Below are 22,728 nucleotides of genomic sequence, written 5' to 3' on the forward strand. Positions count from 1 at the left end.
ATCACCGTGATCACCGTGATCACCGTGATCACCGTGATCACCGTGATCGTCGCCGTGTGCTGCGGCTGCGCCGAGCGACTTCGGCGCCGCACCAGCAGTGACGAGTTCGCGGTCGATCGTGGCGGCGGTGACAAGCGTTTCGCGGTGCTCGGTGGCGTATCCGTGTTCGGCGTCGTGGTGGATGCCAGCAGCTGCGCCCCGTGGGTCACCAAAGAAGGTGAGGTAGGTCGCACGGGTCATGTACATCGCTGTGAGCGCTGCACCGAACAGGCCAACCCAGAACAGGAACGTGTAGCCAGCGTCGCCGACGTTGTCGATGATCTCGTCTTTCGACCAGAACCCGGCGAACGGGATGACACCGGTGAGGGCGAGCGTGGAGACACACCATGCACCGAATGTGATCGGCATGAACTTGCGCAAGCCACCCATGTCCTTCTTCATATCGAAGGAGTGGTGCGAGCCGGAGTGGCTGATCGAGCCGGCTGCCAGGAACAGGCAGCACTTGAAGAATGCGTGCGTGAACACGTGGAAGACGGCCGGCAGCCAGGCGCCCGTGCCGAGGCCGAGCATCATGTAACCGAGCTGACTGACCGTTGAGTAGGCCAACACCTTCTTGATGTCGTCCTGTACGAAGGCGAGCAGTGCCGCGATGACAATCGTGATGCCGCCGATGATGGCAATGAAGCTCAACCCGCCATTGCCGATATTGAAGCCTTCCCAGAAGACCGGGTAGATGCGGGCAACGAGGAAGACGCCAGCGACGACCATGGTTGACGAGTGGAGCAGCGACGAAACCGGGGTCGGGCCGGCCATGGCGTCAGGCAGCCACGTATGAAATGGGAATTGACCGGACTTGCCAATTGCGGCGATGAAAAGAGTGACCGACGCCATCAACAGCGTCCAACTGGACCCGTCGCCTGAGAGCGCCCACGCCTGGATGGCTCGAATGTCAAAGCCGTTCGTGCCGAGGTTGTCGATTGCCCACTGGTTGGAACCGAAGAACAGGATCGCCGTACCGATGAGGAGGCCGACGTCGCCCACGCGCACGGTAAAGAACGCCTTGAGTGCCGAGTGGCTGTTGTAGGCGTCTTCCCACCAGTGCCCGATCAGCATGAACGAGCAGAGGCCCATGATCTCCCAGCCCAAGATGAGCTGGACCATGTTCGACGCCATGACCATGACGAGCATGCCGCTCGAGAACAGCGTCAATGCTGCAAAGAAGTGCGTGTAGCGACGATCGCCACGGACGTAGTCGAGGCTGAAGATCTGCACCAGGAACGAGATGAATGCAACAAGCCAAAGCAGCAGGATCGACAGGCCGTCGATGTGCGAGCCGATGCCGAATTCGAGGCCCGAGTTTTGCCACCACACCCATTGGCTGACAACGGGGTCGATGAAGGGTTTGACTTCGGCACCTTCGGCTGCACGCAGGGCGCCGCGGATGCCGTTAAACGCTCCCTGCGCTGCTTCACCGCCGTGGTCAGCAGAGTCGGTTCGCTGCATCCACTGGATGCCAGCGCCGGTGGCGATGACGAGTGATGCACCGATCGACACGAGGCCGAACTCGGCGCCCTTGAACGGCATCTTTTTGCCAAATGCGATGATCAGCGCGAACGCAACCGCCGGGATCAGGGCGATGAGCCAAGCGTTCTCCATGAACCAGCCGGAGCTGAGTTCGAGTGCCTTGTATGTTTCTTCTGCGGCGAGCACGTCAGCCCTTCATTTCGGAAAGTTCGTCGAGGGCGATCGACTTGCGGTTGCGGTAGATCATCAACACCATGGCGAGGCCAACGCCGACTTCGGCTGCGGCAATCGCGATGATGTAGAGGGCAAACACTTGCCCCTCCTGATTGTTGTTCATCAGAGCGAACGCCACGAGGTTCAAGCTGACAGCGTTGAGGATCAGCTCAATCGACATCAGCACCATCACGGCGTTGCGGCGGGCGATGACGCCGAACACACCGATACAGAACAGCACGGCGGCGAGCAGGAGGAAGTTGACAGCAAGCATGCGGCCCTCAGTCTTTCCGGGCCAGAACGATGGCGCCGATGGCAGCCGCGAGCAGGACGAACGAGATGGCGAGGAATGGCACCAAGAATGGCGACAGCACATGATCGGAAATGCCCTCGGTCAAGAACGGCGTCCGTTCGCCGATGACGGTGTCTTCGTACGTGTCGACGATGACGTAGGCCATGAGGCCGAAAAGCAAGAGTGCGACAGGGATGCCCAGCTGCCAGCCCTTGTTATTGAGGCCTTCTTCCTTGCCGATCTGGGCGCGGGTCAGCATGATGCCGAACAGGAACAGGACCATCACGGCCCCGATGTAGACCATGACCTGGGACACGGCGACAAACTCGGCGCCAGCCAAGATGTACTGCGCTGCGACGCCGGCGAGCACCACCACGAGGTACAGCGCGGCGTGCACGACGTTCTTCGTGGTGACGACGCTGAACGCGGCGAAGATCATGACCGTGGCGATGATGCCAAAGGCGATGTTCATCGCGACGTTGACCGAACCATTCATGTCGGCCTGGGCGAGCAGGGACTCGAGCATTACTTACCGGCTCCGACTTCGAGCTCGGGTGCCTCGGGCACGGTTTCCATCCACTCGCCGAGCTTGGCCTTGTCATGGAGGAGGTCGGCAATCTTCGGCTCGGAGTACTCGTACTCGGGGCTCCAGAAAAGGGCATCGAACGGGCACACGTCAACGCAAATGCCGCAATACATGCACAGTGCGTAGTCGATGTCAAACCGGTCGATGTGGTTGACCTGGCGCGGCTGGCCACCGGCGCGACGCGGCGGAGCAAGCTGCTTGTGGCCTTCGATATAGATGCACCAGTCGGGGCAGCTCCGCGAACACAACATGCACGCGGTGCAGTTGTCTTCGTGCAACGCAATGACGCCACGCGCACGAACGGGCGGAGCCTCCTTTTCGTGCGGGTACTGAACGGTGTCGGCACCGTTCTTGAGTGTCTTGCCGAGGATCCCGGCGGTGACGCCGAGCCCCTTGAGTAGTCCAGGAACCTTGGGCATCAGAAGACAACCTTCAGGATTGCGGTCACAGCGGTGTTGGCCAGTGCGAGCGGGATAAGAACTTTCCAGGCAAACGTCTGGAGTTGGTCCTCACGGAAACGGGGATAGCTGAAACGCACCCACATGATGACGCCAACGAGGGCGAACATCTTGGTGAACATAATCAGGGGGCCGACGAAGTTCATCCACCAGGCGACATCAGAGATGCCTTCCCAGCCGAACCACGTGAATGGGACGCCCCAGCCGCCCAGGAAGAGCACTGAGGCAATAAAACCAAACACACCGGCAGTGGCGAACTCGGCGATGAAGAAGATCAGGAAGCGGAAGCCCGAGTACTCGGTCATGTAACCAGACACGAGTTCGGACTCAGCAATCGGCATGTCGAACGGACTCTGCGTCAGCTCGGCCTGCACGGCGATCATGAAGATCAAGAAGCCGATGAACTGCGTGATGACAAACGGGTTGCCGATCCAGCCGACGCCGAAGATCTCGCCGGTGTTCTGCACTTCGACAATCCGGTTGAGGTTCATCGAGCCGGCCTGAATGACCACACCGAGGGTGGCGAGCACCATGGGAAGTTCGTAGGCAATGAGCTGACCGCCGGCACGGAGGCCACCGAGCAGCGAATACTTGTTGGCCGACGACCAACCAGCGATCAGGATGCCGAGCACGCTGACCGAGGCAACGGCGAGTGCGTAGAACACGCCAGTCTCGAAGTTCGTGAAGTACGCCTGCGGGCCGAACGGTACAACGACAACCAACAGGAAGGTCGACAGCAGGACGATGAGCGGCGCCATCTTGTAGATGCGCACGTCGGCGTTGTCGGGCGCGAGGTCTTCCTTCTGCATCCACTTGCCCACTTCGGCGAGTAGCTGCATCGACCCGTACGGCCCAGCTTCCATTGGCCCGAGCCGACTTTGCATGAACGACATCATCTTGAAGAGGAAGATGTACACGATGCCGCCGGCAGGCAGCAGTACGGCGACAAGGCCACCGACGACGCGCAAAATCGACATGAGCCAGTAGGGGATATTCCATTCCGGATACCAGTCCGGGAATTCAGCAGCGAGTTGGGCGAACATCAGCGATCGATGTCTCCGAGAATGAAATAGAGCGAGGCGAGGATCGTGATGATGTCAGGGACGTACACGCCCTTGAGCGCCCACGGCACGATCGAGATGTTGTTGAAGCTCGCCGAACGGATCTTGACGCGGAACGGCCCGAGGTCGCCCTTCGAGACGATGTAGTAGCCCATTTCGCCAAGCGGATTTTCGGTGGCAACCCAGGCTTCGCCTTCGGGCACCTTGATAATGCGCGGCACCTTGGTCATGACCGGGCCGGCCGGGATCTGATCGAGCAGCTGGCCGACGATCTTGCAGGACTCGCGCGTCTCTTGGAGGCGAATCCAGCAGCGTGCCCACGAGTCGCCGTCGGGATGCGTCCAGACCTTCCAGTCAGCGAGGTGGTAGCTGAGCGGCAGGTCTTGGTCGCGGCGGAGGTCCCAGTCGATGCCGGACGCACGAGCGTTGGCACCGGACAGGCCGTAGTCCTTCGCGATGTCGGCCGGGATCACACCGATGCCGCGCATGCGGCTTTGGAAGATCTCGTTGCCGAACAGCAGGTCGTCGATCGTGTCGCAGAACTCTTCGAGCTTCTTGACAGCGCCTTTGGTCTCTTGGATCCAGCCCTTGGGCAGATCGTCCTTGAGACCGCCGATGCGGTCGAAGTTCGGGTGGAAACGACCGCCGGTGGCGCCCTCGATCAGGTTCAAGATGTACTCACGGTCACGGAACGCCAGGAACACCGGGGTGATGGCGCCCATTTGCACACCGAGGTCGCCGAGAAACAACGAGACGTTCGCGATACGCGACAGCTCGAACAGGATCGTGCGGATGACTTGGGCGCGGGGCGGTGCCTCGATCTCCATCAGCTTCTCGGCAGCGAGAATGAACGGCACCTCGTTGGCAAAGCTGCCCAGCCAGTCAATGCGGTTGACGAGCGACGTGATCTGGGGGTACGTGCGAACTTCAGTGAGCTTCTCGTAGCCACGGTGCATGTACCCAGCAACCGGCTCGGCCCAGACAACCTGCTCGCCGTCGAGGCGGGCAATAATGCGCAGCGTGCCGTGCGTGGCCGGATGCTGCGGACCGATGTTGAGGGTCATGCCCTCGGTCTCGAGCTCGACGTTCAGACGAGCATCGGCAGCCTGGCTTGCGATGTAACTGAGCTGCTGGCGATCGGTCAACGTCATGAATCAACTCCGTCTTCGGTGGTCACGGCGGGGGCCTCGTCGGCGGCGGGCGTTTCTGCTGCTGGAGCGTCGGCTGCTTCTTCAAAATCAGGCATTGGCTCGACATCGACGATGCCTGGCCATGGCTTCACCATGCGGGCCAGGAGCGGGAAATCCTTCTTGAGCGGATGGCCCTCGAAATCGCCCGGCAAGTACATATTGCGGAGGTCGGGGTGGTTGTTGAAACCGATGCCGAACATCTCGTGACATTCGCGCTCGTGCCAGTTGGCCCCAGCAAAGAGGTGGCTCCAGGAATCGACGATCAGGTTGTCGTCAGCGACGTCGGCCTTAATAGTCACACCTACGTGGCGATCGATGTCGGTCAAGCGAGCAAACACCTGCATGCGGGTCTCGCCGCCGGTGTAGCCCTGCTTGATCGTCATGTCGATCTTTTTCGGCTCGTCGTCAGGGTCGTTCTGACCGTTGCCGTACGGCGACGGCATCCAGTCGATTGCCGACAAGAAGCAAAAGTACGTGAACCCAGCGGCCTTGAGTGCCCGGCCCGTGGCGAGCCAGCTTTCGGCTCTCACGCGAACCCAGAGGTCGTCGTTCGGCTTGAGCAGCGTATCGATCAACGCGTCGCCGATGTCGTTGCGCAGCGTGTCGACGATGCCTTCGCGGAGGCCGTCGCCCGGCAAGGCGGCGGGGGCCGTGTCGCCTTCTGGGGTCTGGGGGTCGTCACTCAATTGGGCCACCGCCCACCACGATTGGTTCCGGGTGCACGGACGCAACCTCGGGCATGGGGTCGTCGGAATTGCGGTGCCTACTGCTGATCAGCTCGCCGTCACGGTCGACTTGGCCAGCTGCCATCGCCCGGGTGCGCTGGAGCGTGGTGAACTCGTCGCCGCGCCACTTAGCAGCCATGTCTTCATTCTTGATTCGCTGCTGCAGGAGCACGATACCTTCGAGCAGCGCTTCGGGACGCGGCGGGCAGCCGGGGACGTACACGTCGATTGGGATGATCTGATCGACACCCTTGGTGACGGAGTAGCTGTCCCAGTACGGGCCGCCGCAGTTGGCACAGGAACCCATCGAGATGGCGTACTTCGGCTCCGGCATCTGTTCCCAGAGGCGCTTCACAGCGGGGGCCATTTTGTCGGTCACCGTGCCGGACACACAGACAAAGTCGGCTTGACGGGGCGATGCGGGCAGCGGGATGACGCCGAGCCGCATGACGTCGTAACGCGGTGAGCCGAAGGCTGCACCCATTTCGATGGCGCAGCAGGCAAGCCCCCACTGGTACACCCAGAGGGAGTACGAGCGGCTCAGGTTGAAGAGCTTGGTGAGTGGTGCCGGCAGACGGCCCTTGTCAACGAGACCCATGTCAAATCGTCTTTCTCTGCGTGTTCGGGCGAGTGTGGCAGTTCGTGAGGATCAAACCCATCGAAGGAGTCCTCGCTTCCAGGCATAGACGAGCCCATCGAGCAGGAGCACGATGAACGCCAGCATGGCGATGAGCCCGAACGTGCCGTATCGCTCGCTGGAAGCAGCCCACGGGAACAGGAACACGGCTTCAACATCGAAGATGACGAAGAGTAGTGCGAACACGTAGTAGCGAATCTGGCTCTGGGACCAGCCCATACCGACCGGATCGACGCCTGATTCGTAGGCGATGCCCTTGTCGTAGTTGGGCTTGGACGGGCGAATGGCCGCGGCAAGGCCGAGCAACAGCCCGCCAACGGCGAGCGCTGCGGTTCCGAACCAAACAACGTTGAGGTAATCGCGAAGAAAGAGCGACATGCGGGCCCGAAGATATCAGGGCTTGTGAATCCCTTCCCAACCTCAGCGTCAGGTATTCCCGCCATTCGTCACGTTGTCTTCTTGTTCAGCCATCACCATTGGGCCGCGAAGTCGTGCCTGCGCCCCTCCAGACCAGGCCGAAACCGCAGGAGCCAGCACCGGTTTTCATGAGCGCTCGGCCATTCGAAGTTGAGTCGCCCGCTGCTCGCTCCCAGGCGAGGCGGCTCTTGCCGACTCCGGCCGAAACTGTCAGCAGGCAAGTGCGGCTGGCGGGGAACGTGCGATTCGAGCCCTACCGCGACTCGAGGGCGATGCGCTTCTTGGTTGCAGCCCAGGAACAGATCGGGCAGCTCGTGAGGTCGTGGCGTTTCGCCGGACAGTGCTCGCGGCCAAAGTAGATGATCTGGAGATGACGGCGATCCCAGGTTTCTTCGGCGAAGACGGCCTTCAGGTCGCGCTCGGTCTTCTCGACATTCTTTCCGTCGCTCAACCCCCACCGGTCGGCCAGGCGGTGGATGTGTGTGTCGACCGGGAACGCCGGGAAACCGAATGCACCCGCCATGACGACGCCGGCCGTCTTGTGGCCGACGCCGGCAAGCCCTTCAAGGAAATCCCATTCGGGGATCAGTTCGCCGCCGGCGTCCAGGATCTGGTGCGCCATGGTCGACAGGTTTCGCGACTTGGTCGGCGCGAGACCGACCTGCTTGATGAACTCGAGGATCTCATCGGGCGAGAGACGCGCCATTTTTTCTGGCGTGTCGGCCACGTCGAACAGTGCCGGGGTAATCTCGTTGACCTTCTTGTCCGTGGTCTGCGCGGAGAGCGCAACCGCGACGAGCATGGTGTACGGGTTTCGGTGGTCGAGCGGCACCGGAGGGTTCGGATAAAGATCGTCGAGCATCTCGCCGATTCGGTCTGCCTTGTCCTGACGCTTCATCGTCCGGAACCTAGTGGGCCGCGGCGTTCGCAAGTCGTCCTGGTGTGACGTTCAGTGCACCTTGAAGCGGCCAGAGAGCCGCTTTGCGGCGTCGACAATCAACTGCTGGATGCGCTCTTTGTCACCTTCGGCAGGAAATCGGTAGCTCGGCGCGTTCACGAACAGCGCGCCTTCGTATTGCCCAGATGCGCCGCGGAACGGCACGTCGATCGCAGTGATTCCCTCACCAAGATCGTCGAACGACCAGAGCACCCCGTCAGCCGCGATCGACGCGATGCGACGGCGTAGCTCATCGACATCGGAAGGGGTTCGGTCGTTCACGCGCTCGAGCGGTTGAGCGAGATAGCTCTCGATTTCGTTGGCGGGAAGGTGAGCAAGCAGCGCGACGCCTGCGGGCACCGAGTGCATGGGGGCATAGAAACCGGTGCGATCCTTTACCTGCACTGCCTCCTCGGATTGCTCGACGTTGTCAGCCCAGTACACATTTCGGCCGGAGCGCACAACGAACCCGGTTGCCTCGCCGGTCGCTTCGGCGAGTTCGAGGAGGAACGGCCGGACGACGGCCGCCATGTTCGCGTCGTTGTTCGCGGCGTCGGCGAGCGCTGCCAGGCCTGCACCGAGCTCGTATTCGGTGCTCTTTGACCGCTGTTGCACCGCACCCTCGGCTTCGAGAGCCGACAGCAGCCGCGACACCGTCGACTTGGGAAGGTCGACCCGGTCAGCAATGTCGGTGACCCCTGCTGGGCCCAACGACAGCTCACGCAGCACTGAGAATGCCCGCTCGATTGATTGCACGCCTGCCATGTCATTCCTCCGAGAACAGGTGTAGCACCTCGATGGACTTCACAAACACTCTCACCACATTCGGCCGCCGTCAGTGCGCGGTGGCACGGTCGACAGTATCATCCCGCGCACGCCTCTCCCAGAGGGGTCTGGCGTACTGTTTCACGATGCGGTACAGTTCCGCATTGCGGAACAACGGCAACGGGGCCTCCCGTTCCGCCCACTCTCTGGAGATTGACAAATGAGCGATGACATCGACGCCACGAGCGATGACGAAGCGATCGACCTAGCACTGTTGAGTGATGAAGACCTCACGCTGCAGATGCATGACGATCTCTATGACGGCATGAAGGAAGAGATCCACGAGGGAACGTTGATCCTGCTTGACCGTGGGTGGGCACCTGATCGCGTGTTGAATGATGCGCTTGTCGAAGGCATGCGCATCGTCGGCATTGACTTCCGTGATGGCATCCTCTTCGTCCCTGAGGTGCTCCTCGCCGCCAACGCAATGAAGGCCGGCATGGCGATTCTGCGGCCACTACTGGCCGAGACCGGTGCCGAATCAGTCGGCAAGGTCGTCATCGGCACCGTCAAGGGCGACATCCACGACATCGGTAAGAACCTCGTGGCGATGATGCTCGAGGGTGCAGGCTTCGAAGTGATCGACCTCGGGATCAACACCGACGTCGACCAGTTCATCGCTGCACTCGACGAGCACAAGCCCGACATTTTGGGCATGTCAGCGCTCCTCACCACCACGATGCCGTACATGAAGGTCGTCATCGACACACTCATTGAGAAGGGTCGCCGCCATGACCAGATCATCCTCGTTGGCGGCGCACCGCTGAACGAGGAGTTCGGCGATGCAATCGGCGCCGACGCCTACTGCCGCGACGCAGCGGTGGCATCCGAGCAGGCAAAAGCACTCGTGACCGCACGGCGGGGCAACCCCGAGCCCGCTGGCCCATCGGTCCGCGCCTAGCGTGCAACCCCGTGTGCTGGTCATCGCCTGCGGGGCGTTGGCCCGGGAGTTGCTGGCCATCACCGAGCTCAATGGCTTGACCAACGTGACCGTCGAGTGTCTTCCGGCGTCGCTCCACAACCGTCCGAAAGAAATCCCCGAACTCGTCCGTGCCCGCATTCGTCGCGCACGCGGTCACGTTGTGTCAGGCACAGTGTGGCCAGCGGCAACTGATGACCACCCGAAAGAAAACGGCCACACTGTGCCTGACACAACGTGGCTCAACAGCAACAACAACAACAACAGCAAAAACAGCAACAGCAACAACAACAACAACAACAACAACAACAACCCGGACAATCGGGAACAGGACAGCAACAGCAACAGCAACAACGAACTGTTCGACACGCACCTGCTCGAGGATGGGACGGAACAGGCCTCGGGCCAGTTCGACGAGATCCTTATCGGGTACGCCGATTGTGGCACCGGCGGTCTGCTGGAAAAAGTGTGTGCCGAAGAGGGCGTCGAGATGCTGGCCGGCGCGCACTGCTACCAGTTCTTTGCCACTCACGATCGTTTCGAAGAACTGCAGGATCATGCTCTCGGCAGCTTCTACCTCACCGATTTCCTCGCTCGAAACTGGGAGCGGTTGGTCTGGGAGGGCCTGGGAATTGCCAAGCACCCGGAACTGCGCGACATGTACTTCGGCAACTACACCCGGTGCGTGTACCTCGAACAGAGCAACGATCCCAAGGCGTTGGCTGCCGCACACGAGTGCGCCGACCGACTTGGCCTCGAACTCCACATCGAACCGACGGGCTACGGCGAACTTGCAACCGCCGTTGTCGAGTTCACAACGAAGGTGACGCTGACATGAGGAGAACCCGGCATGACCCCTGAATCCGAAAACACGGAATCTGAAATCGCGGCAACCGAAAACGCCGCAACCGGAGACCACCTGGACCAGGGTGAAATGCGCGAGCGTCAAACCGCCCGACGGTCGAGCCGCCGGCGATCTGGCACACCATCAGTCAACACGATCTACTGGCGCGACATTCCTGCGCAGCTCACTGCGCGCGGTGGCGACGAGTCCAGCAAACTGCTGCTGCACGCTCGGTTTCAGCATGCCATCGATCGTGCCGCAGCTGTTGCTGACCTGACCAAGACCGACGACTACGTCGCGGAATGGCGGACCGAATCGACACCGCTGGCCGAAGGCGATGTCAACGCCCAACTCGACCAACTCTGTGCCGACATCGAAGGCCAATACTCACGAGATCGCCTCGAAGCCATCGTCGCCAACGGGGGCCTCGACGTCCCAATCAACTCCGACTGACTCACTGTCACATCTCTGTCACACCCAGGTCTGACCTCGGTGTGACACGAACCTAATGCACCAGCAACGAACAGAATCGACAACACGTATGACCGAGACCATCATCAGCTCCGCAACGAAGGAAGTCGTTATCGGCTTCAATCGTCCGTTCGTCATGATCGGTGAACGCATCAACCCGACCGGCCGCAAGCTGCTTGCCGCCGAGATGAAGGAAGGCAACTTCGATCGAGTGGCCGCCGATGCCCTCGCTCAGGTCGCAGCGGGCGCCCAAATGCTCGACATCAACGCCGGCATCCCGCTCGCGGACGAGCCGGCGTTGCTCGCCAAGGCCATCCAGTTGGTGCAGTCCATCACTGACGTGCCGTTGTCGATCGACTCGTCAATTGTCGAAGCGCTCGAGGCGGGCTGCGCTGTCTACAAGGGCAAGCCGCTCATCAACTCGGTCACCGGTGAAGACGAGCAGATGGAGCGAGTGTTGCCACTGGTCAAGAAGTACGGCGCTGCAGTCGTGGCGATCTCCAACGATGAGACCGGCATCTCCGAAGACCCCGACGTTCGTTTCGAAGTCGCCCGCAAGATCGTCAACCGGGCCGCCGACTACGGGATCCCGGCGTCAGACGTCATCGTCGACCCGCTGGTGATGCCGATCGGCGCCCTGGGCCAGGCCGGTCAGCAAGTGTTCAAGCTGCTCCGCCGCCTCCAAACCGAGCTCAAGGTAAACACCACGTGCGGCGCGTCGAACGTGAGCTTCGGGCTTCCCGAGCGCAACGCGATCACGGGCACGTTCCTCGCTATGGCGATTTCCAACGGCATGACCTCGGCGATCATGAGCCCATTGCACGACGAAGTGAAGAGGGCTGTCAAAGCCGCTGACGTGCTCGCTGGGCACGACCAAGACTGTGGCGCATGGATTGCCACGTACCGCGAGGGTGGTGGCCAGGCCGCCGGCGATGCAGCCGGTGGCGGCCCGAAGCGTCGCGGTGGCCGCAGCGCCCGCGTGGCAGGCTGAACCCATGGCCGAGCGCCTGTCTGGTTCCCCTCGGGTCAGAAAGGGACACTTCTCGCGATGACGTACAAGGTCGAGTTTGCACCTTCAGGGTTGTCAGTGACGGTCAGCAAAGGCATCACCGTGCTCGACGCTGCACGTCTTGCTGGCGCCGACCTCGATTCGACATGTGGCGGACGCGGGCTTTGTGGCCGTTGCCAGATCGTGCCCACGAACACCGCCGCGCTCACCGGCTGGGCCTCGACTGAAGAGGAATATACGGGCCGCCGGCCGATCCTCGATGGGCAACGCCTCGGTTGCGCGGCACAGGTCTGCGGAAACCTCAAGGTCGAGATCCCCGCGGCCAGCCAAGTCCACAAGCAGGTCGTGCGGAAGTCCGTCGACGTGGGCAACATCGAGATCGATCCGCTCGTCCGTTTGCACTACATCGAGTTGGAGAAGGCCGAACTCGGCTCTGATCTGCGCGGACTGACCGAACAGATCGCCGAGCGACTGTCCATGACCTACGGCGTGACGATGTCGCGCCTTGCAACGCACGTCCTCCCCCTGATCGCACCGGCAGCAAAGCGGGGCAACAACACGATCACGGTCGCCGTCCGGCATGGTCACGAGGTCTGCGCCGTCTACCCGGGCTACGTCGACCAGGCATTCGGCATCGCCGTCGACGTCGGCTCGACCACTATTGCGGGGCACCTCGTCGACCTGTCGACCGGCGAGATCCGCGCGACCAACGGCGTGATGAACCCACAGATCCGGTTCGGCGACGACCTCATGTCGCGCGTGTCGTACGTGATGATGAACCCGGGCGGCGAAATCGAGCTCACTCGGTCAGTGCGGACTGCACTCGACGAAATGGTGGGCACGCTTGTCGCGGAAGCCGGGATCGACCGCGACGTGGTGCTGGACATGACGATCGTCGGCAACCCGATCATGCACCACATCATCCTCGGCATCGACCCGACGCCCCTCGGCCAAGCCCCGTTCCTGCTTGCAACCGACAGCGCCGTCGTCACTTCGGCGGCCGCCCTCGACATCGACGCTCGGTTCTGCGAGGTCTACTTCCTCCCGTGCATCGCCGGCCATGTCGGCGCCGACACCGCTGGGGCGATCCTCGCCGAAGGGCCGCACCGCAGCGACGCCCTCCAACTCCTGGTCGACGTCGGCACCAATGCCGAGATCGTGTTCGGCAACTCGGCCCATGTACTCGCTGCCTCGTCCCCCACCGGCCCCGCCTTCGAAGGCGCCCAGATCTCTGCCGGCATGCGTGCCACGGCAGGCGCCATCGAGCGCGTCCGCATTGACCGCGACACGCTCGAACCGAGAGTCAAGGTGATCGGCTCCGACCTCTGGTCAGATGACCCCGGCTTCGATGCCGAGACCCGATCGCTCGACATCTCCGGCATCTGTGGATCCGGGATCATTGAAGTGATGGGCGAGCTGTATCTCTCGGGGCTCATCGACGTCGACGGCACTGTGCGTTCCGACGGACCGAGCAAGACGTCGCGCGTGTTTGCCCACGGTCGCACGTTCTCGTACCGGCTGTTCGGCGATGCCGACGAACCGGCAGCGAACATCAATGTCACACAAGACGACGTGCGCGCGATTCAACTCGCGAAAGCCGCGCTGCGCGCCGGCATCGACCTGCTGTGCGAACACGCCGGCAAGACCGACCCGAACAAAATTGGATCGGTTCGGCTCGCCGGAGCGTTCGGGGCCCATATCGATCCGCTCTATGCCAAGGTGATCGGCCTCGTTCCTGACGTACCGGTCGCGAAGGTCGCATCCGTTGGCAACGCTGCTGGAGCCGGCGCTGTTCGAGCCTTGGTGTCAGCCAGCCAGCGCGCCGAAATCGAAGAGACGGTGCGACGAGTGCACAAGATCGAGACCGCGACCGAACCACGGTTCCAGGATCTGTTCGTCAACGCCATGGGGTTCCCGCACACGACCGAGCCGACTCCAAACCTCGCCACCGAGACCACACTTCCGGTTGCCCAGGCGAAGCCCGAGGGCGCTGGCGACAGACAACGCACCGGCCGCCGGCGCCGACCGACCTGAAGCCGAGCAGTACGCCAGATCAACCCGCTGATCTGGCGCTGACCTGACGCTGGGGGGGTCGCTGCTCGCCAGGGACTGACCCGGTCGGGCACGTTCCGCACACCCTTCACCCGTTCTGTATGATGGAACCGTTCCGCATTGTGGAACCCCCAGATGGGGACGTGCAACGAATGGGGTGTGCAATGAGTGACGAACGACGTGGACATCGGTCGGGTGGCCGCGCAGGACGTGCCGCGAGCCGTGCATCAACAGCAGCCCCGATTCCCCCGTATCTACAACGTCAAATCAAGCCGTACGAGTTGGTCACCGACGAACAGTTAGAGATCATCGAGCACAACGCCGACACCATCCTCGAAACGGTCGGCATCGAGTTCCGCAACTACCCGACCGCCCTCGAGATGTGGCGTGCAGCAGGCGCCGACGTCGACGGTGAGCGAGTTCGTTTTCCACGCGGACTGTGCCGCAAGCTCGTGCAGGACAACGCACCGCGCCAGTACACGCAGCACGCTCGCAACCCGGAACGCAACGTCGAAATCGGCGGCAACAACACCGTCTTCGCGCCGAATTATGGCTCACCCTTCGTTTATGACCAGGACAACGGCCGCCGGTACGCAACGATCGCCGATTTTCAGAACATCGTGAAGCTCGCGTACATGTCGCCAAACCTGCATCACTCGGGCGGCACGGTCTGTGAACCCGTCGATGTGCCGGTCAACAAGCGTCACCTCGACATGGTGTACGCGCACCTCAAGTACAGCGACAAGGCCTTCATGGGCTCAGTCACCGCTGGCGAGCGTGCGGCCGACTCGGTCGAAATGGCACGCATCGCATTCGGTGGCGACCTGCAAGATCGCACCGTGATGTCGTCGCTCATCAACGCCTCGTCTCCGCTCGTCTGGGACGACACGATGCTGGCTGCTGCCGAGACGTACGCCGCCGCCAACCAGGCATGCGTCATCTCGCCGTTCATCCTCGCCGGCGCTATGGCACCGACCACCTCGGCCGGCGTCGCGGCACAGACCCTCGCCGAAGCACTGGCCGGCATGGCCTTCTGCCAACTCGTGCGCCCGGGCGCCCCCGTGATCTTCGGGTCGTTCGCATCATCGATGTCGATGGCCACTGGCGCACCGACCTTCGGCACGCCCGAACCGGCGATCGTCCTCTACACCGTTGCTGCACTCGCACGCCGCCTCGGTGTCCCGTTCCGCTCGGGCGGCTCACTGACCGCCTCCAAGCTGCCTGACGCTCAGGCTGCATACGAGTCGGCTTCGACGATCATCCCGACCCTTATGGCAGGCGTCAACTTCGTGCTACACGCAGCTGGCTGGATGGAGGGCGGCCTCGCCGTCGGCTACGAGAAATTCATGATGGATGCCGACCAGCTCGGCATGATGATGACACTCGCCAAGGGTCTCGACATGAGCGAGAACGGCCAAGCCATGGAACAGCTCACCGTGCACACGCCGGGCGATCACTTTCTCGGAACAGCCCACACGTTCGCCAACTTCGAAACCGCGTTCTATCGGTCGACGCTGGCCGACAACTCGAGCTACGAGCAGTGGCTCGAAGACGGTTCGACCACCACTGCTGACCGCGCCAATACCGCGTGGAAAGCGTCGCTGGCCTCCTACGAAGCTCCGCCGCTCGACGATGCAATCGACGCTGAACTCCTCGACTTCATCGGCCGGCGCAAGTCCGAAATGCCCGACGGCATCGGCTGACTTCTGCTCGCCAGGTCGCGTCGGCCACACTGTCGCGATGAGTGCAGCAACAGAGGGTTCCGCAACGGTCGACGTGAACGCGTCGGCGACTGACGTCTTCGCCTACTTGACCGATCTCGACCGCCTTCCCGGCCTGAGCCCGGAGAACGTCCGGTGTGAGTTTCTGGAGGGGTCGACCGAGGTCGCCGTCGGCGCAACGTTCCGTGGCCACAACAAGGCCCGTGACTACGAATGGCATGCAGACTGCGTGGTCACCGAATTCGAACCGGCCAAGGCCTTCGCCTATTCGGTGCCCCCGAAGTTCGAACATGCCACCGTTTGGCGTTATGACATCACGCCGACCGGCGATGCCACCTGCACCGTGACCGAGTCGTTCGAAGCGCCGCTGCTCGAACTGCCTGAGATCTACCCTGGCAAAATTGAAGGTCGCCGCGACAACCTCGAACAGGCGTGCCAGACCACCATGAACAACCTGCGCATCGCCTTCGAATAGTTACGCACGGGGTCAGGCCCCTTTCGCAACTCTGTCGCAAGTTCGTCACAGTTGCGAAAGGGGCCTGACCCCAAACGCAGCTATCTGGTCTTGAGCGCGATCACCAGGCAGCCCAGACCGAGAGAGCCATAGACGAGCGCTCCGAACACCATCGGCGTCACGGTGGTATCGATCTGGGCATCAACGACAGCTGCAAACGCTGCACCGACGCCGAGTTGTGCAACGCCGAGAATCGCAGCCGCTGTACCCGCCTTGTCGGCCATCGGTTCGAGCGCCAGCGACACGCTCATTGGACCCATGATCATGCCCATGGCGTTCGCGATCAGTGCCCAGCCGAACCAGAACCAGACCGTGGGAACACCGTCCGCAAGCAGCGTGCCGGCCAGTCCGACGACGCTCACCACCACGAACACTGTGGCTGCTCTGATGACCATCTTCTCCGCTCCGTACTTGACGATCAGCCGACGGTTAAAGAGCAAGGCCAACGCCATGCCGATGCCTGATGCACCGAAGAACAACGTGAACTGCGAGTCGCGGTCGTAGATGTTGTCGAGCACGACCTGCGCGCTGCCGAGCCACACAAAAAATGCGCCCCCGAAGAATGCTTGGGCGATGAGGATCCAGAGCGTCACGCGAGTGCGCATCACCGCAACGAAAGCCTCCCGGATCGGCGCGAGTTTGACCGGACGCCGCAGTTCGGGCGCCAACGTTTCACCGAACCTGATGGCCCAAACGAGCGTCACCCCCGCAAGCACGAGGCCGGATGAGAACACCAGTCGCCAGTCACCGACGACGAGAATCGCCTCACCGACGAACGGCATGAAGATCGGTCCGAGGAGGAAAATGGCGCTGAATGTGCTGACGACGCGTGCCATCTGGTCGCCGGCAAACAGGTCGCGAGCGATCGCCATCCGCATCACGGTTGGCGATGATGCACCGAGGCCCCACACGAACCGAGCTGCCAGGAGCACTTCCAGGTTGGGTGATAGTGCGCTGCAGACGGCACCGACGGCGTACACGGCAATACCCGCAATGAGTACAGGTCGGCGGCCGAACCGGTCGGCAAGGATGCCGTACAACAACTGCCCGACCGCCATGCCAGCGAAGTAGACGGTGCCTGTGACCGCTGGGCTGATGCCCCGCTGGTCGAGGTCGAATGCTTCGGAGAGTTGGTCGAAGGCAGGCAGCGCTGCGTCGATCCCGAAGGCCATCAGAACGCCGATGAAGGCGAGGAACGCGATAACCGATCGTTCCGTTCTCACCCGCCCCACATGATCCACCGAGGCACCATAGCGACCCTCGTGTTCTTCGGTGACGGGCATATCGGCCGTTACGTTCGACGAACGGGCTGGCGCAACCGGAGAAATTATGGCGCGACGGCTACGGTGCAGAGATGGCAAACAACGACATCGTGATGTTGGAAGGTGGGCCGTTGATCGACGCGGCAGCCCTCGAAGATGCAATCGGCTGGACACTGAAGCCCGAAGGACTCTGCAAGGACGACACTTGTGTGATCGTTCACGATCGCGCTGCGCTGATGAGCGGCGACCGAATCGACGTCATCGCCGTGGCATCACTCATCGACCGGCCGGCAGCACACGACGCCACATCCGGCCTCGTGGCCATTGGCGCCCCGCGCGAACTGCGTCGCGCCGCCGTGAACGACATGAAAGCACCCGACTTCACGTTGCCAGACCTCGACGGCTTACCTATGAACTTTTCCGATAATCGCTCCAAGAAGCGATTGCTCGTCGCGTTCTCATCGTGGTGAGGCTGCCTCCTCGATCTGCCAGGTTGGCAGGCACTCCAAGAAGAACTCGCTGATCACAACTTTCAAGTGATCGCTGTCGCCGTCGACGAAGACGTCGAGACCATCCGTGGCGCCGCTGACGGCATCACGTATCCCATCCTGATCGACGCCGACCATGTCGTCACTGAGTTGTACGCAATTTCGAACGTGCCGACGGTGCTGATGATCGACGAAGACGACAACATCGTCCAACCGAACTGGAGTGCCTACGCGAGCGACACGTTCCGTGAGCTCACCGGCATCGACTCCGAGACCCAGAAGGACCACATCCGGGCATGGGCTAAGCACGGCACCCTCCGGATGTCGCCCGAGGACGCAAAGGGTGCAGTCGACGACCTGAGTTCGGAGGAGGAACAAGCGCGATTGTTCTTCCGAATCGCCACTCGCCTCCGCAACGACGGCGACGCCGACGGTGCCGAACGGAACTTTGTCACGGCGATCGATCTCGCACCGCACGACTGGACCGTCCAACGTGCGGCCCAGCCATTGCGGGGCATCAACCCGTTCGGTGAGGCCTTCATGGAGCTCTACACAGCCTTCAACGAAGCCGGCCGACCGTTCCATGGAGTCACCGGCCACTGAGGCTCTGTGCCGTTCCGTCTCAGCGATAGCAAGAGAGTCGATACGGTGAGCTGATGGCTGAGACGTTTCACTTGGGGCTCAACGTGTCCGACATCAACGGCGCGACTCTCGCAATTGTGCCAGGCGACCCCAATCGCGTTGAACGCATCGCCCAACTCCTCGACGAGCCGCGGGCACTCGCTGCCCATCGCGAGTTCACATCGTGGTTCGGAAAGCTCGACGGCAACTCGGTCGTCGTTTGCTCGACCGGCATTGGCGGACCATCGACGTCGATCGCGGTCGAAGAACTCGCACAGCTCGGGGTGACCACCTTCCTCCGGGTCGGCACCACTGGCGGGATTCAACCAAACGTCAACCCAGGCGACGTGATCGTCACGACCGGAGCGGTGCGACTGGACGGGGCCAGCTTGCACTTTGCACCGATGGAGTTCCCCGCCGTTGCGGATTTCGAGTGCACGACCGCCCTCGTCAACGCTGCTCGCGACGCCGGCTCCACCACCCACGTCGGCATCACCGCGTCGAGCGACACCTTCTACCCAGGCCAAGAACGCTACGACACCACAACTGGCCGTGTCGTCGAACGATTCCGTGGGTCCCTCGACGAATGGCAGTCGATGGGCGTCCTCAACTACGAGATGGAATCGGCGACTCTGTTCACAATGTGCGCATCGTCAGGCTGGCGTGCCGGATGCGTCGCCGGCGTGCTGGTCAACCGCACACAACAAGAAACGCCGGACGCCGCAACGATCGCTGCGACAGAGTCGAATGCCGTTGCCATCGTGGTGGCGGCTGCCCGCCAACTGGCGGGCTGATCAGAGTTTGTTCGCGGCAGTGAAGGCTCGGTAGACGTCGAGCAGCGACTGCTTTTGCACGTCCGTCAGCGCCTCATCGGTCTGAATTGCGGACTCGGTCGACACCACATCGCCCTCTGGCCGGTCACGGCCAAGGAAGCGCAGCAGCTTCTCGGCCGGCACGTTCAACGCCGACGACAGGCCGTTGACGACCCGGACCGACGGTTCGTGCAGCCCTCGCTCGAGCTGGCTCAGATAGGCGTCAGAAAGGTCGGCAAGTTTGGCGAGTTCACGTTGACTCAACTCTGCGAGTCGACGCTGGCTGCGGATGAAATCACCGAGCGCGCCGGCGCCCCACTTCTGGTCATCAGCTGCGTTGTTCGACTTCGAACTCATGTGGTGATCCTGTCTGGCATGGGGTGAAAAATGACGACGCCCCACCGAATACTCGGCGGGGCGTCGGTCGTGTCACGCAGCACTTGCCGCACCGTCACCCATGGGGGATGGGGCGTGGTGCGGGGCGCTGAGCGGATCACTTCGTGGCGGGAGCCGTTGCCTTTTTGGCGGCAGGCTTCTTGGCGGCAGGCTTCTTGGCTGCTGGCTTCTTGGCTGCTGGCTTGGCTGCTGGCTTGGACTCTTCGATCTTGAGCATCTCGATGACTCGCCCGTTCAGGTCACGGTTCATGTCAGCGGCACGCTCGACAAAGGCGATGTAGCGCTTGCCGGCCTCGGCAGCGGTCGGGAACTCCGGCAGCTCGAAGCGGCCGGCGAACGGCAGCTCCGGCATGGCGGGGACGTCGACGGCTTTGGTGATGGCGTCGACGGTCTTCAGTGCGAAGTCGACGGCCTTGCGGTTGGCGTCGACAACGGCGTCGAGGACCTTGTCGTTGGTGCTCGTGTAGTTGGCGGTAGCCGTTTCGAGCTGATCATTGATCTTGGTGATGATTTGGTTGCGCATTGGATGCTCCAGTGAGTTGAGAGTGTTTTTTTTGGGGGGGTGGTGGTGGCGGGGCGGGCGGGTTCTCGGGGCCGGTGGGGGCTGCCTGCTCCGCTTTCGTACTGCGTACTTTATCATGCACTCAACAGAATGCAAGGGGTGTGCGAGAAATACTTCGCAGACCTCGCAAGCCGGCCGCAGATGGCCCCAGCCGTTCGTAGCACTAGATTGCGGGGTTGTGCCTGCCGCCCCCACCTCAGATCTGCCGCTGCCCAGAACAACAAGTTCCGCTCCAGCTCCATCCACAACCGACTCGATGAACGGCATCACCATTCTCGACGGCGGGATGGGCAAGTTTCTGCGGCGAATCGGCGCACCGTTCCGGCAGCCTGAGTGGTCGGCGCTGGCGCTCATCGAGAGCCCCGACCACGTGGTCGACGCGCACACGCAGTTCATCGATGCAGGCGCGCAAGTCATCATCACCAACAACTACGCCGTCGTTCCATACCACCTCGGTGATGAGCGTTTCGCTGCCCAGGGCGCCGATCTCATCGAACTATCTGGACGCCTCGCACGCCAAGCTGCCGACACTGCCGGCGTGGTGCTCGTCGGCGGTTCGATGCCGCCGCTCTTCGGCTCCTACGAACCGGACCTCTTCGACGCAGACCGAGCTCCCGAGATCTACGCACTCATCGTGCAGCATCTCGATCGGTTCGTCGACGTATGGATCGCCGAGACACTCAGCCTGGTCGCCGAACTCGATGTGATCGTCGCTGCCATCCGCGAGCACGGGTCGGGACAGCCCATCTGGGCATCGTTCTCGCTGCCCGACGCCTACGACGGTGAAATCGCGCTCCGCTCAGGCGACACCATCGACGACATCATCAATGTTGTCATCGAGCACGCTGACGTGATCGATGCCGTGCTGTTCAATTGCGCGCTGCCGGAGCAGATGACACCAGCCATCATCGAGCTCGCTGAGAAGGTCGCCGCGTCCGAACTCGACGTCCGCATCGGCGGCTATGCCAACGGGTTCCCCGACGCACGTCAGCCTGGGTACACCGCAAACAACACGCTCTTCGACCGGCGACCTGATCTCGATGCGGCCAGCTATGCCGAGATCGTGGCCACTTGGGTCGATGCCGGGGCCACGATCATCGGTGGCTGCTGCGACATGTACCCCGAAGACATCGCGGCGTTGTCAGCACGATTCGGCTGACCGCAGTCCAGGGCTACTTGATGAGCGCGACGACCTTGCCGTAGGTCTTGCGGTCGGCGAGGTCCTGGAGAGCCTGGGCCGCCTGATCGAATGCGTACGGCGGGTAGAGCGGCGGGTCGATGGTGCCTGCTGAGGCCATCGCGAGCAGCTTGGTCATCTGCTGTTCGAGCGCCTCGGGCTGGCGCGCCAATGCTGCGCCCCAGTGGACTCCGACCACGGAGTAGCTCTTGAGGAGCGCGTGGTTCGTCTTGAACTCGGGGATGCCAGCGACGAAACCGATCACCAGGAGTCGGCCATCCCAGCCCATGCATCGACGGACCTGCTGGAAGGTGTCGCCACCAACCGGGTCGTAAGCCACGTCAACACCGCCGCCGCTCGCCTCGCGAACGGCATCGACCCAGTCGGGGTTTTCCTGGTGGTCGATCACCACGTCAGCCCCGACGTCTTTGAGCACCTGCACCTTGGTCGCGCCACCGGCGATTGCGATGGTCCTGGCACCCATGGCCTTGGCCAACTGAATTGCCGCCGTACCGGTGCCTCCGGCTGCGCCCGTGATCAACACGGACTCGCCTGCCTGCAACTTGGCCCGATCTTCGAGTGCGTAGAGCGTGGTGCAGTAGTTGATCGGTACCGCTGCGGCCGTTGCTGCCGAGACGCCCTCGGGCACAGGGAACAATCCGGCGGCCGGGTGCACGGTCTGTTCAGCGAGGCCACCGCCTCCGAGATACGCGACGCGCTGACCGACTTCGACGTTCGTGACGCCTTCGCCAAGCGCCGCGACGGTGCCACACGACTCGCCACCCGGGACATGTCCGGGGTGCGACTTCACCTGGTACATCCCGCGACACGACAGGACGTCGGGGAATGCGAGGCCGACGGCCTCCTGATTGATCAGTACCTGGCCCGGGCCCGGTACGGGAGCCGCCTCGTCGAGCAGTTCGAGTTGGTCGAGCGGGTCACCGTGAGCTTTGAGTCGCCAAATCTTCATGATGGCGACAGTACGCGATCGCTCCGCCGAGCATTCAGCCGCAGC

The 22,728-nt window shown here is 62.2% G+C and carries 26 protein-coding genes; 11 read left to right on the plus strand and 15 right to left on the minus strand.

Features of this window, described 5'->3' with window-relative positions:
• The 11 genes from ACH2EI_RS06945 to ACH2EI_RS06995 form a co-directional block, all read right to left on the minus strand.
• The coding region (locus ACH2EI_RS06945) for an NADH-quinone oxidoreductase subunit L (RefSeq protein ID WP_395159533.1) at positions 1–1,710 on the minus strand (1,710 nt) is incomplete at its 3' end.
• 1 nt (position 1,711) lies between these two features.
• Positions 1,712–2,011 (minus strand): NADH-quinone oxidoreductase subunit NuoK, encoded by a 300-nt coding sequence (gene nuoK / locus ACH2EI_RS06950; protein WP_395153575.1) that lies wholly within the window; start codon positions 2,009–2,011, stop codon positions 1,712–1,714.
• Between the two features lie 7 nt (positions 2,012–2,018).
• Positions 2,019–2,555 carry an NADH-quinone oxidoreductase subunit J gene (locus ACH2EI_RS06955; protein ID WP_395153576.1) on the minus strand — a complete coding sequence of 179 codons (537 nt, stop codon included), beginning with the start codon at positions 2,553–2,555 and terminating at the stop codon, positions 2,019–2,021.
• Positions 2,555–3,034 carry a 4Fe-4S binding protein gene (locus tag ACH2EI_RS06960; RefSeq protein ID WP_395153577.1) on the minus strand — a complete coding sequence of 160 codons (480 nt, stop codon included), beginning with the start codon at positions 3,032–3,034 and terminating at the stop codon, positions 2,555–2,557. The genes ACH2EI_RS06955 and ACH2EI_RS06960 overlap by 1 nt, the downstream gene beginning before the upstream one ends.
• Positions 3,034–4,116, minus strand: coding sequence for an NADH-quinone oxidoreductase subunit H (locus ACH2EI_RS06965; RefSeq protein WP_395153578.1), 1,083 nt, complete (start codon positions 4,114–4,116; stop codon positions 3,034–3,036). Before ACH2EI_RS06965 ends, ACH2EI_RS06960 begins: the two co-directional genes overlap by 1 nt.
• The gene (locus tag ACH2EI_RS06970; protein WP_395153579.1) at positions 4,116–5,285 is read right to left on the minus strand and encodes an NADH-quinone oxidoreductase subunit D; all 1,170 of its coding nucleotides are present in this window, start codon (positions 5,283–5,285) and stop codon (positions 4,116–4,118) included. Before ACH2EI_RS06970 ends, ACH2EI_RS06965 begins: the two co-directional genes overlap by 1 nt.
• Positions 5,282–6,010 carry an NADH-quinone oxidoreductase subunit C gene (locus tag ACH2EI_RS06975; RefSeq protein WP_395153580.1) on the minus strand — a complete coding sequence of 243 codons (729 nt, stop codon included), beginning with the start codon at positions 6,008–6,010 and terminating at the stop codon, positions 5,282–5,284. Before ACH2EI_RS06975 ends, ACH2EI_RS06970 begins: the two co-directional genes overlap by 4 nt.
• Positions 6,003–6,647: an NADH-quinone oxidoreductase subunit B gene (locus tag ACH2EI_RS06980; protein ID WP_395159535.1), complete on the minus strand. Its 645-nt coding sequence runs from the start codon at positions 6,645–6,647 to the stop codon at positions 6,003–6,005. The genes ACH2EI_RS06975 and ACH2EI_RS06980 overlap by 8 nt, the downstream gene beginning before the upstream one ends.
• 51 nt (positions 6,648–6,698) lie before the next feature.
• On the minus strand, positions 6,699–7,064 hold the full coding sequence (locus ACH2EI_RS06985; protein ID WP_395153582.1) for an NADH-quinone oxidoreductase subunit A: 366 nt from the start codon (positions 7,062–7,064) through the stop codon (positions 6,699–6,701).
• A 292-nt stretch (positions 7,065–7,356) separates the two neighbouring features.
• A complete protein-coding gene (nth, locus tag ACH2EI_RS06990; protein ID WP_395153583.1) occupies positions 7,357–8,001 on the minus strand; it encodes an endonuclease III domain-containing protein in 645 nt (214 codons plus the stop codon).
• A 51-nt stretch (positions 8,002–8,052) separates the two neighbouring features.
• Positions 8,053–8,805 carry an IclR family transcriptional regulator gene (locus ACH2EI_RS06995; RefSeq protein ID WP_395153584.1) on the minus strand — a complete coding sequence of 251 codons (753 nt, stop codon included), beginning with the start codon at positions 8,803–8,805 and terminating at the stop codon, positions 8,053–8,055.
• Positions 8,806–9,025: 220 nt separating this feature from the next.
• On the opposite strand from ACH2EI_RS06995, the gene ACH2EI_RS07000 reads away from it, so the two are divergent.
• The 7 genes from ACH2EI_RS07000 to ACH2EI_RS07030 all read left to right on the plus strand — a co-directional run bounded on the left by ACH2EI_RS07000 (position 9,026) and on the right by ACH2EI_RS07030 (position 16,356).
• A complete protein-coding gene (locus ACH2EI_RS07000; RefSeq protein ID WP_395153585.1) occupies positions 9,026–9,766 on the plus strand; it encodes a corrinoid protein in 741 nt (246 codons plus the stop codon).
• Between the two features lie 13 nt (positions 9,767–9,779).
• Positions 9,780–10,622 carry a DUF1638 domain-containing protein gene (locus ACH2EI_RS07005; protein WP_395159537.1) on the plus strand — a complete coding sequence of 281 codons (843 nt, stop codon included), beginning with the start codon at positions 9,780–9,782 and terminating at the stop codon, positions 10,620–10,622.
• 12 nt (positions 10,623–10,634) lie between these two features.
• Positions 10,635–11,081 carry a virulence factor gene (locus ACH2EI_RS07010; protein WP_395153587.1) on the plus strand — a complete coding sequence of 149 codons (447 nt, stop codon included), beginning with the start codon at positions 10,635–10,637 and terminating at the stop codon, positions 11,079–11,081.
• 88 nt (positions 11,082–11,169) lie between these two features.
• Complete coding sequence (locus ACH2EI_RS07015; protein WP_395153588.1) at positions 11,170–12,090, plus strand: dihydropteroate synthase; 921 nt, start codon at positions 11,170–11,172, stop codon at positions 12,088–12,090.
• A gap of 57 nt (positions 12,091–12,147) precedes the next feature.
• Positions 12,148–14,142 (plus strand): ASKHA domain-containing protein, encoded by a 1,995-nt coding sequence (locus ACH2EI_RS07020; RefSeq protein WP_395153589.1) that lies wholly within the window; start codon positions 12,148–12,150, stop codon positions 14,140–14,142.
• 182 nt (positions 14,143–14,324) lie between these two features.
• On the plus strand, positions 14,325–15,863 hold the full coding sequence (locus ACH2EI_RS07025; RefSeq protein ID WP_395152744.1) for a trimethylamine methyltransferase family protein: 1,539 nt from the start codon (positions 14,325–14,327) through the stop codon (positions 15,861–15,863).
• A 37-nt stretch (positions 15,864–15,900) separates the two neighbouring features.
• Entirely contained in the window at positions 15,901–16,356 is a 456-nt protein-coding gene (locus tag ACH2EI_RS07030) for an SRPBCC family protein (protein ID WP_395152743.1), read from the plus strand.
• Between the two features lie 80 nt (positions 16,357–16,436).
• On the opposite strand, the gene ACH2EI_RS07035 is transcribed toward ACH2EI_RS07030, so the two are convergent.
• Complete coding sequence (locus tag ACH2EI_RS07035; protein WP_395152742.1) at positions 16,437–17,618, minus strand: Bcr/CflA family efflux MFS transporter; 1,182 nt, start codon at positions 17,616–17,618, stop codon at positions 16,437–16,439.
• 131 nt (positions 17,619–17,749) lie between these two features.
• Here ACH2EI_RS07035 and ACH2EI_RS07040 point away from each other — a divergent pair, with 131 nt between their 5' ends.
• The 3 genes from ACH2EI_RS07040 to udp are packed head-to-tail and all read left to right on the plus strand — an operon-like array spanning position 17,750 to position 19,560.
• Positions 17,750–18,127 (plus strand): hypothetical protein, encoded by a 378-nt coding sequence (locus ACH2EI_RS07040; RefSeq protein WP_395152741.1) that lies wholly within the window; start codon positions 17,750–17,752, stop codon positions 18,125–18,127.
• Positions 18,128–18,142: 15 nt separating this feature from the next.
• The gene (locus ACH2EI_RS07045; protein ID WP_395152745.1) at positions 18,143–18,748 is read left to right on the plus strand and encodes a TlpA family protein disulfide reductase; all 606 of its coding nucleotides are present in this window, start codon (positions 18,143–18,145) and stop codon (positions 18,746–18,748) included.
• Positions 18,749–18,801: 53 nt separating this feature from the next.
• Positions 18,802–19,560: a uridine phosphorylase gene (udp, locus tag ACH2EI_RS07050; RefSeq protein ID WP_395152740.1), complete on the plus strand. Its 759-nt coding sequence runs from the start codon at positions 18,802–18,804 to the stop codon at positions 19,558–19,560.
• Here the strand turns inward: udp and ACH2EI_RS07055 are convergent, their stop codons facing one another.
• Both ACH2EI_RS07055 and ACH2EI_RS07060 read right to left on the minus strand, forming a co-directional pair.
• Complete coding sequence (locus ACH2EI_RS07055) at positions 19,561–19,935, minus strand: helix-turn-helix domain-containing protein (RefSeq protein WP_395152739.1); 375 nt, start codon at positions 19,933–19,935, stop codon at positions 19,561–19,563.
• A 136-nt stretch (positions 19,936–20,071) separates the two neighbouring features.
• The gene (locus ACH2EI_RS07060; RefSeq protein ID WP_395152738.1) at positions 20,072–20,497 is read right to left on the minus strand and encodes a hypothetical protein; all 426 of its coding nucleotides are present in this window, start codon (positions 20,495–20,497) and stop codon (positions 20,072–20,074) included.
• A 295-nt stretch (positions 20,498–20,792) separates the two neighbouring features.
• Here ACH2EI_RS07060 and ACH2EI_RS07065 point away from each other — a divergent pair, with 295 nt between their 5' ends.
• Positions 20,793–21,695 carry a homocysteine S-methyltransferase family protein gene (locus ACH2EI_RS07065; protein ID WP_395152737.1) on the plus strand — a complete coding sequence of 301 codons (903 nt, stop codon included), beginning with the start codon at positions 20,793–20,795 and terminating at the stop codon, positions 21,693–21,695.
• A gap of 13 nt (positions 21,696–21,708) precedes the next feature.
• Here the strand turns inward: ACH2EI_RS07065 and ACH2EI_RS07070 are convergent, their stop codons facing one another.
• Positions 21,709–22,683 (minus strand): NADPH:quinone oxidoreductase family protein, encoded by a 975-nt coding sequence (locus ACH2EI_RS07070; RefSeq protein WP_395152736.1) that lies wholly within the window; start codon positions 22,681–22,683, stop codon positions 21,709–21,711.
• Positions 22,684–22,728 lie beyond the last annotated feature (45 nt).

The organism is Ilumatobacter sp. (genome assembly GCF_041688325.1).
Lineage (GTDB): Bacteria > Actinomycetota > Acidimicrobiia > Acidimicrobiales > Ilumatobacteraceae > Ilumatobacter_A.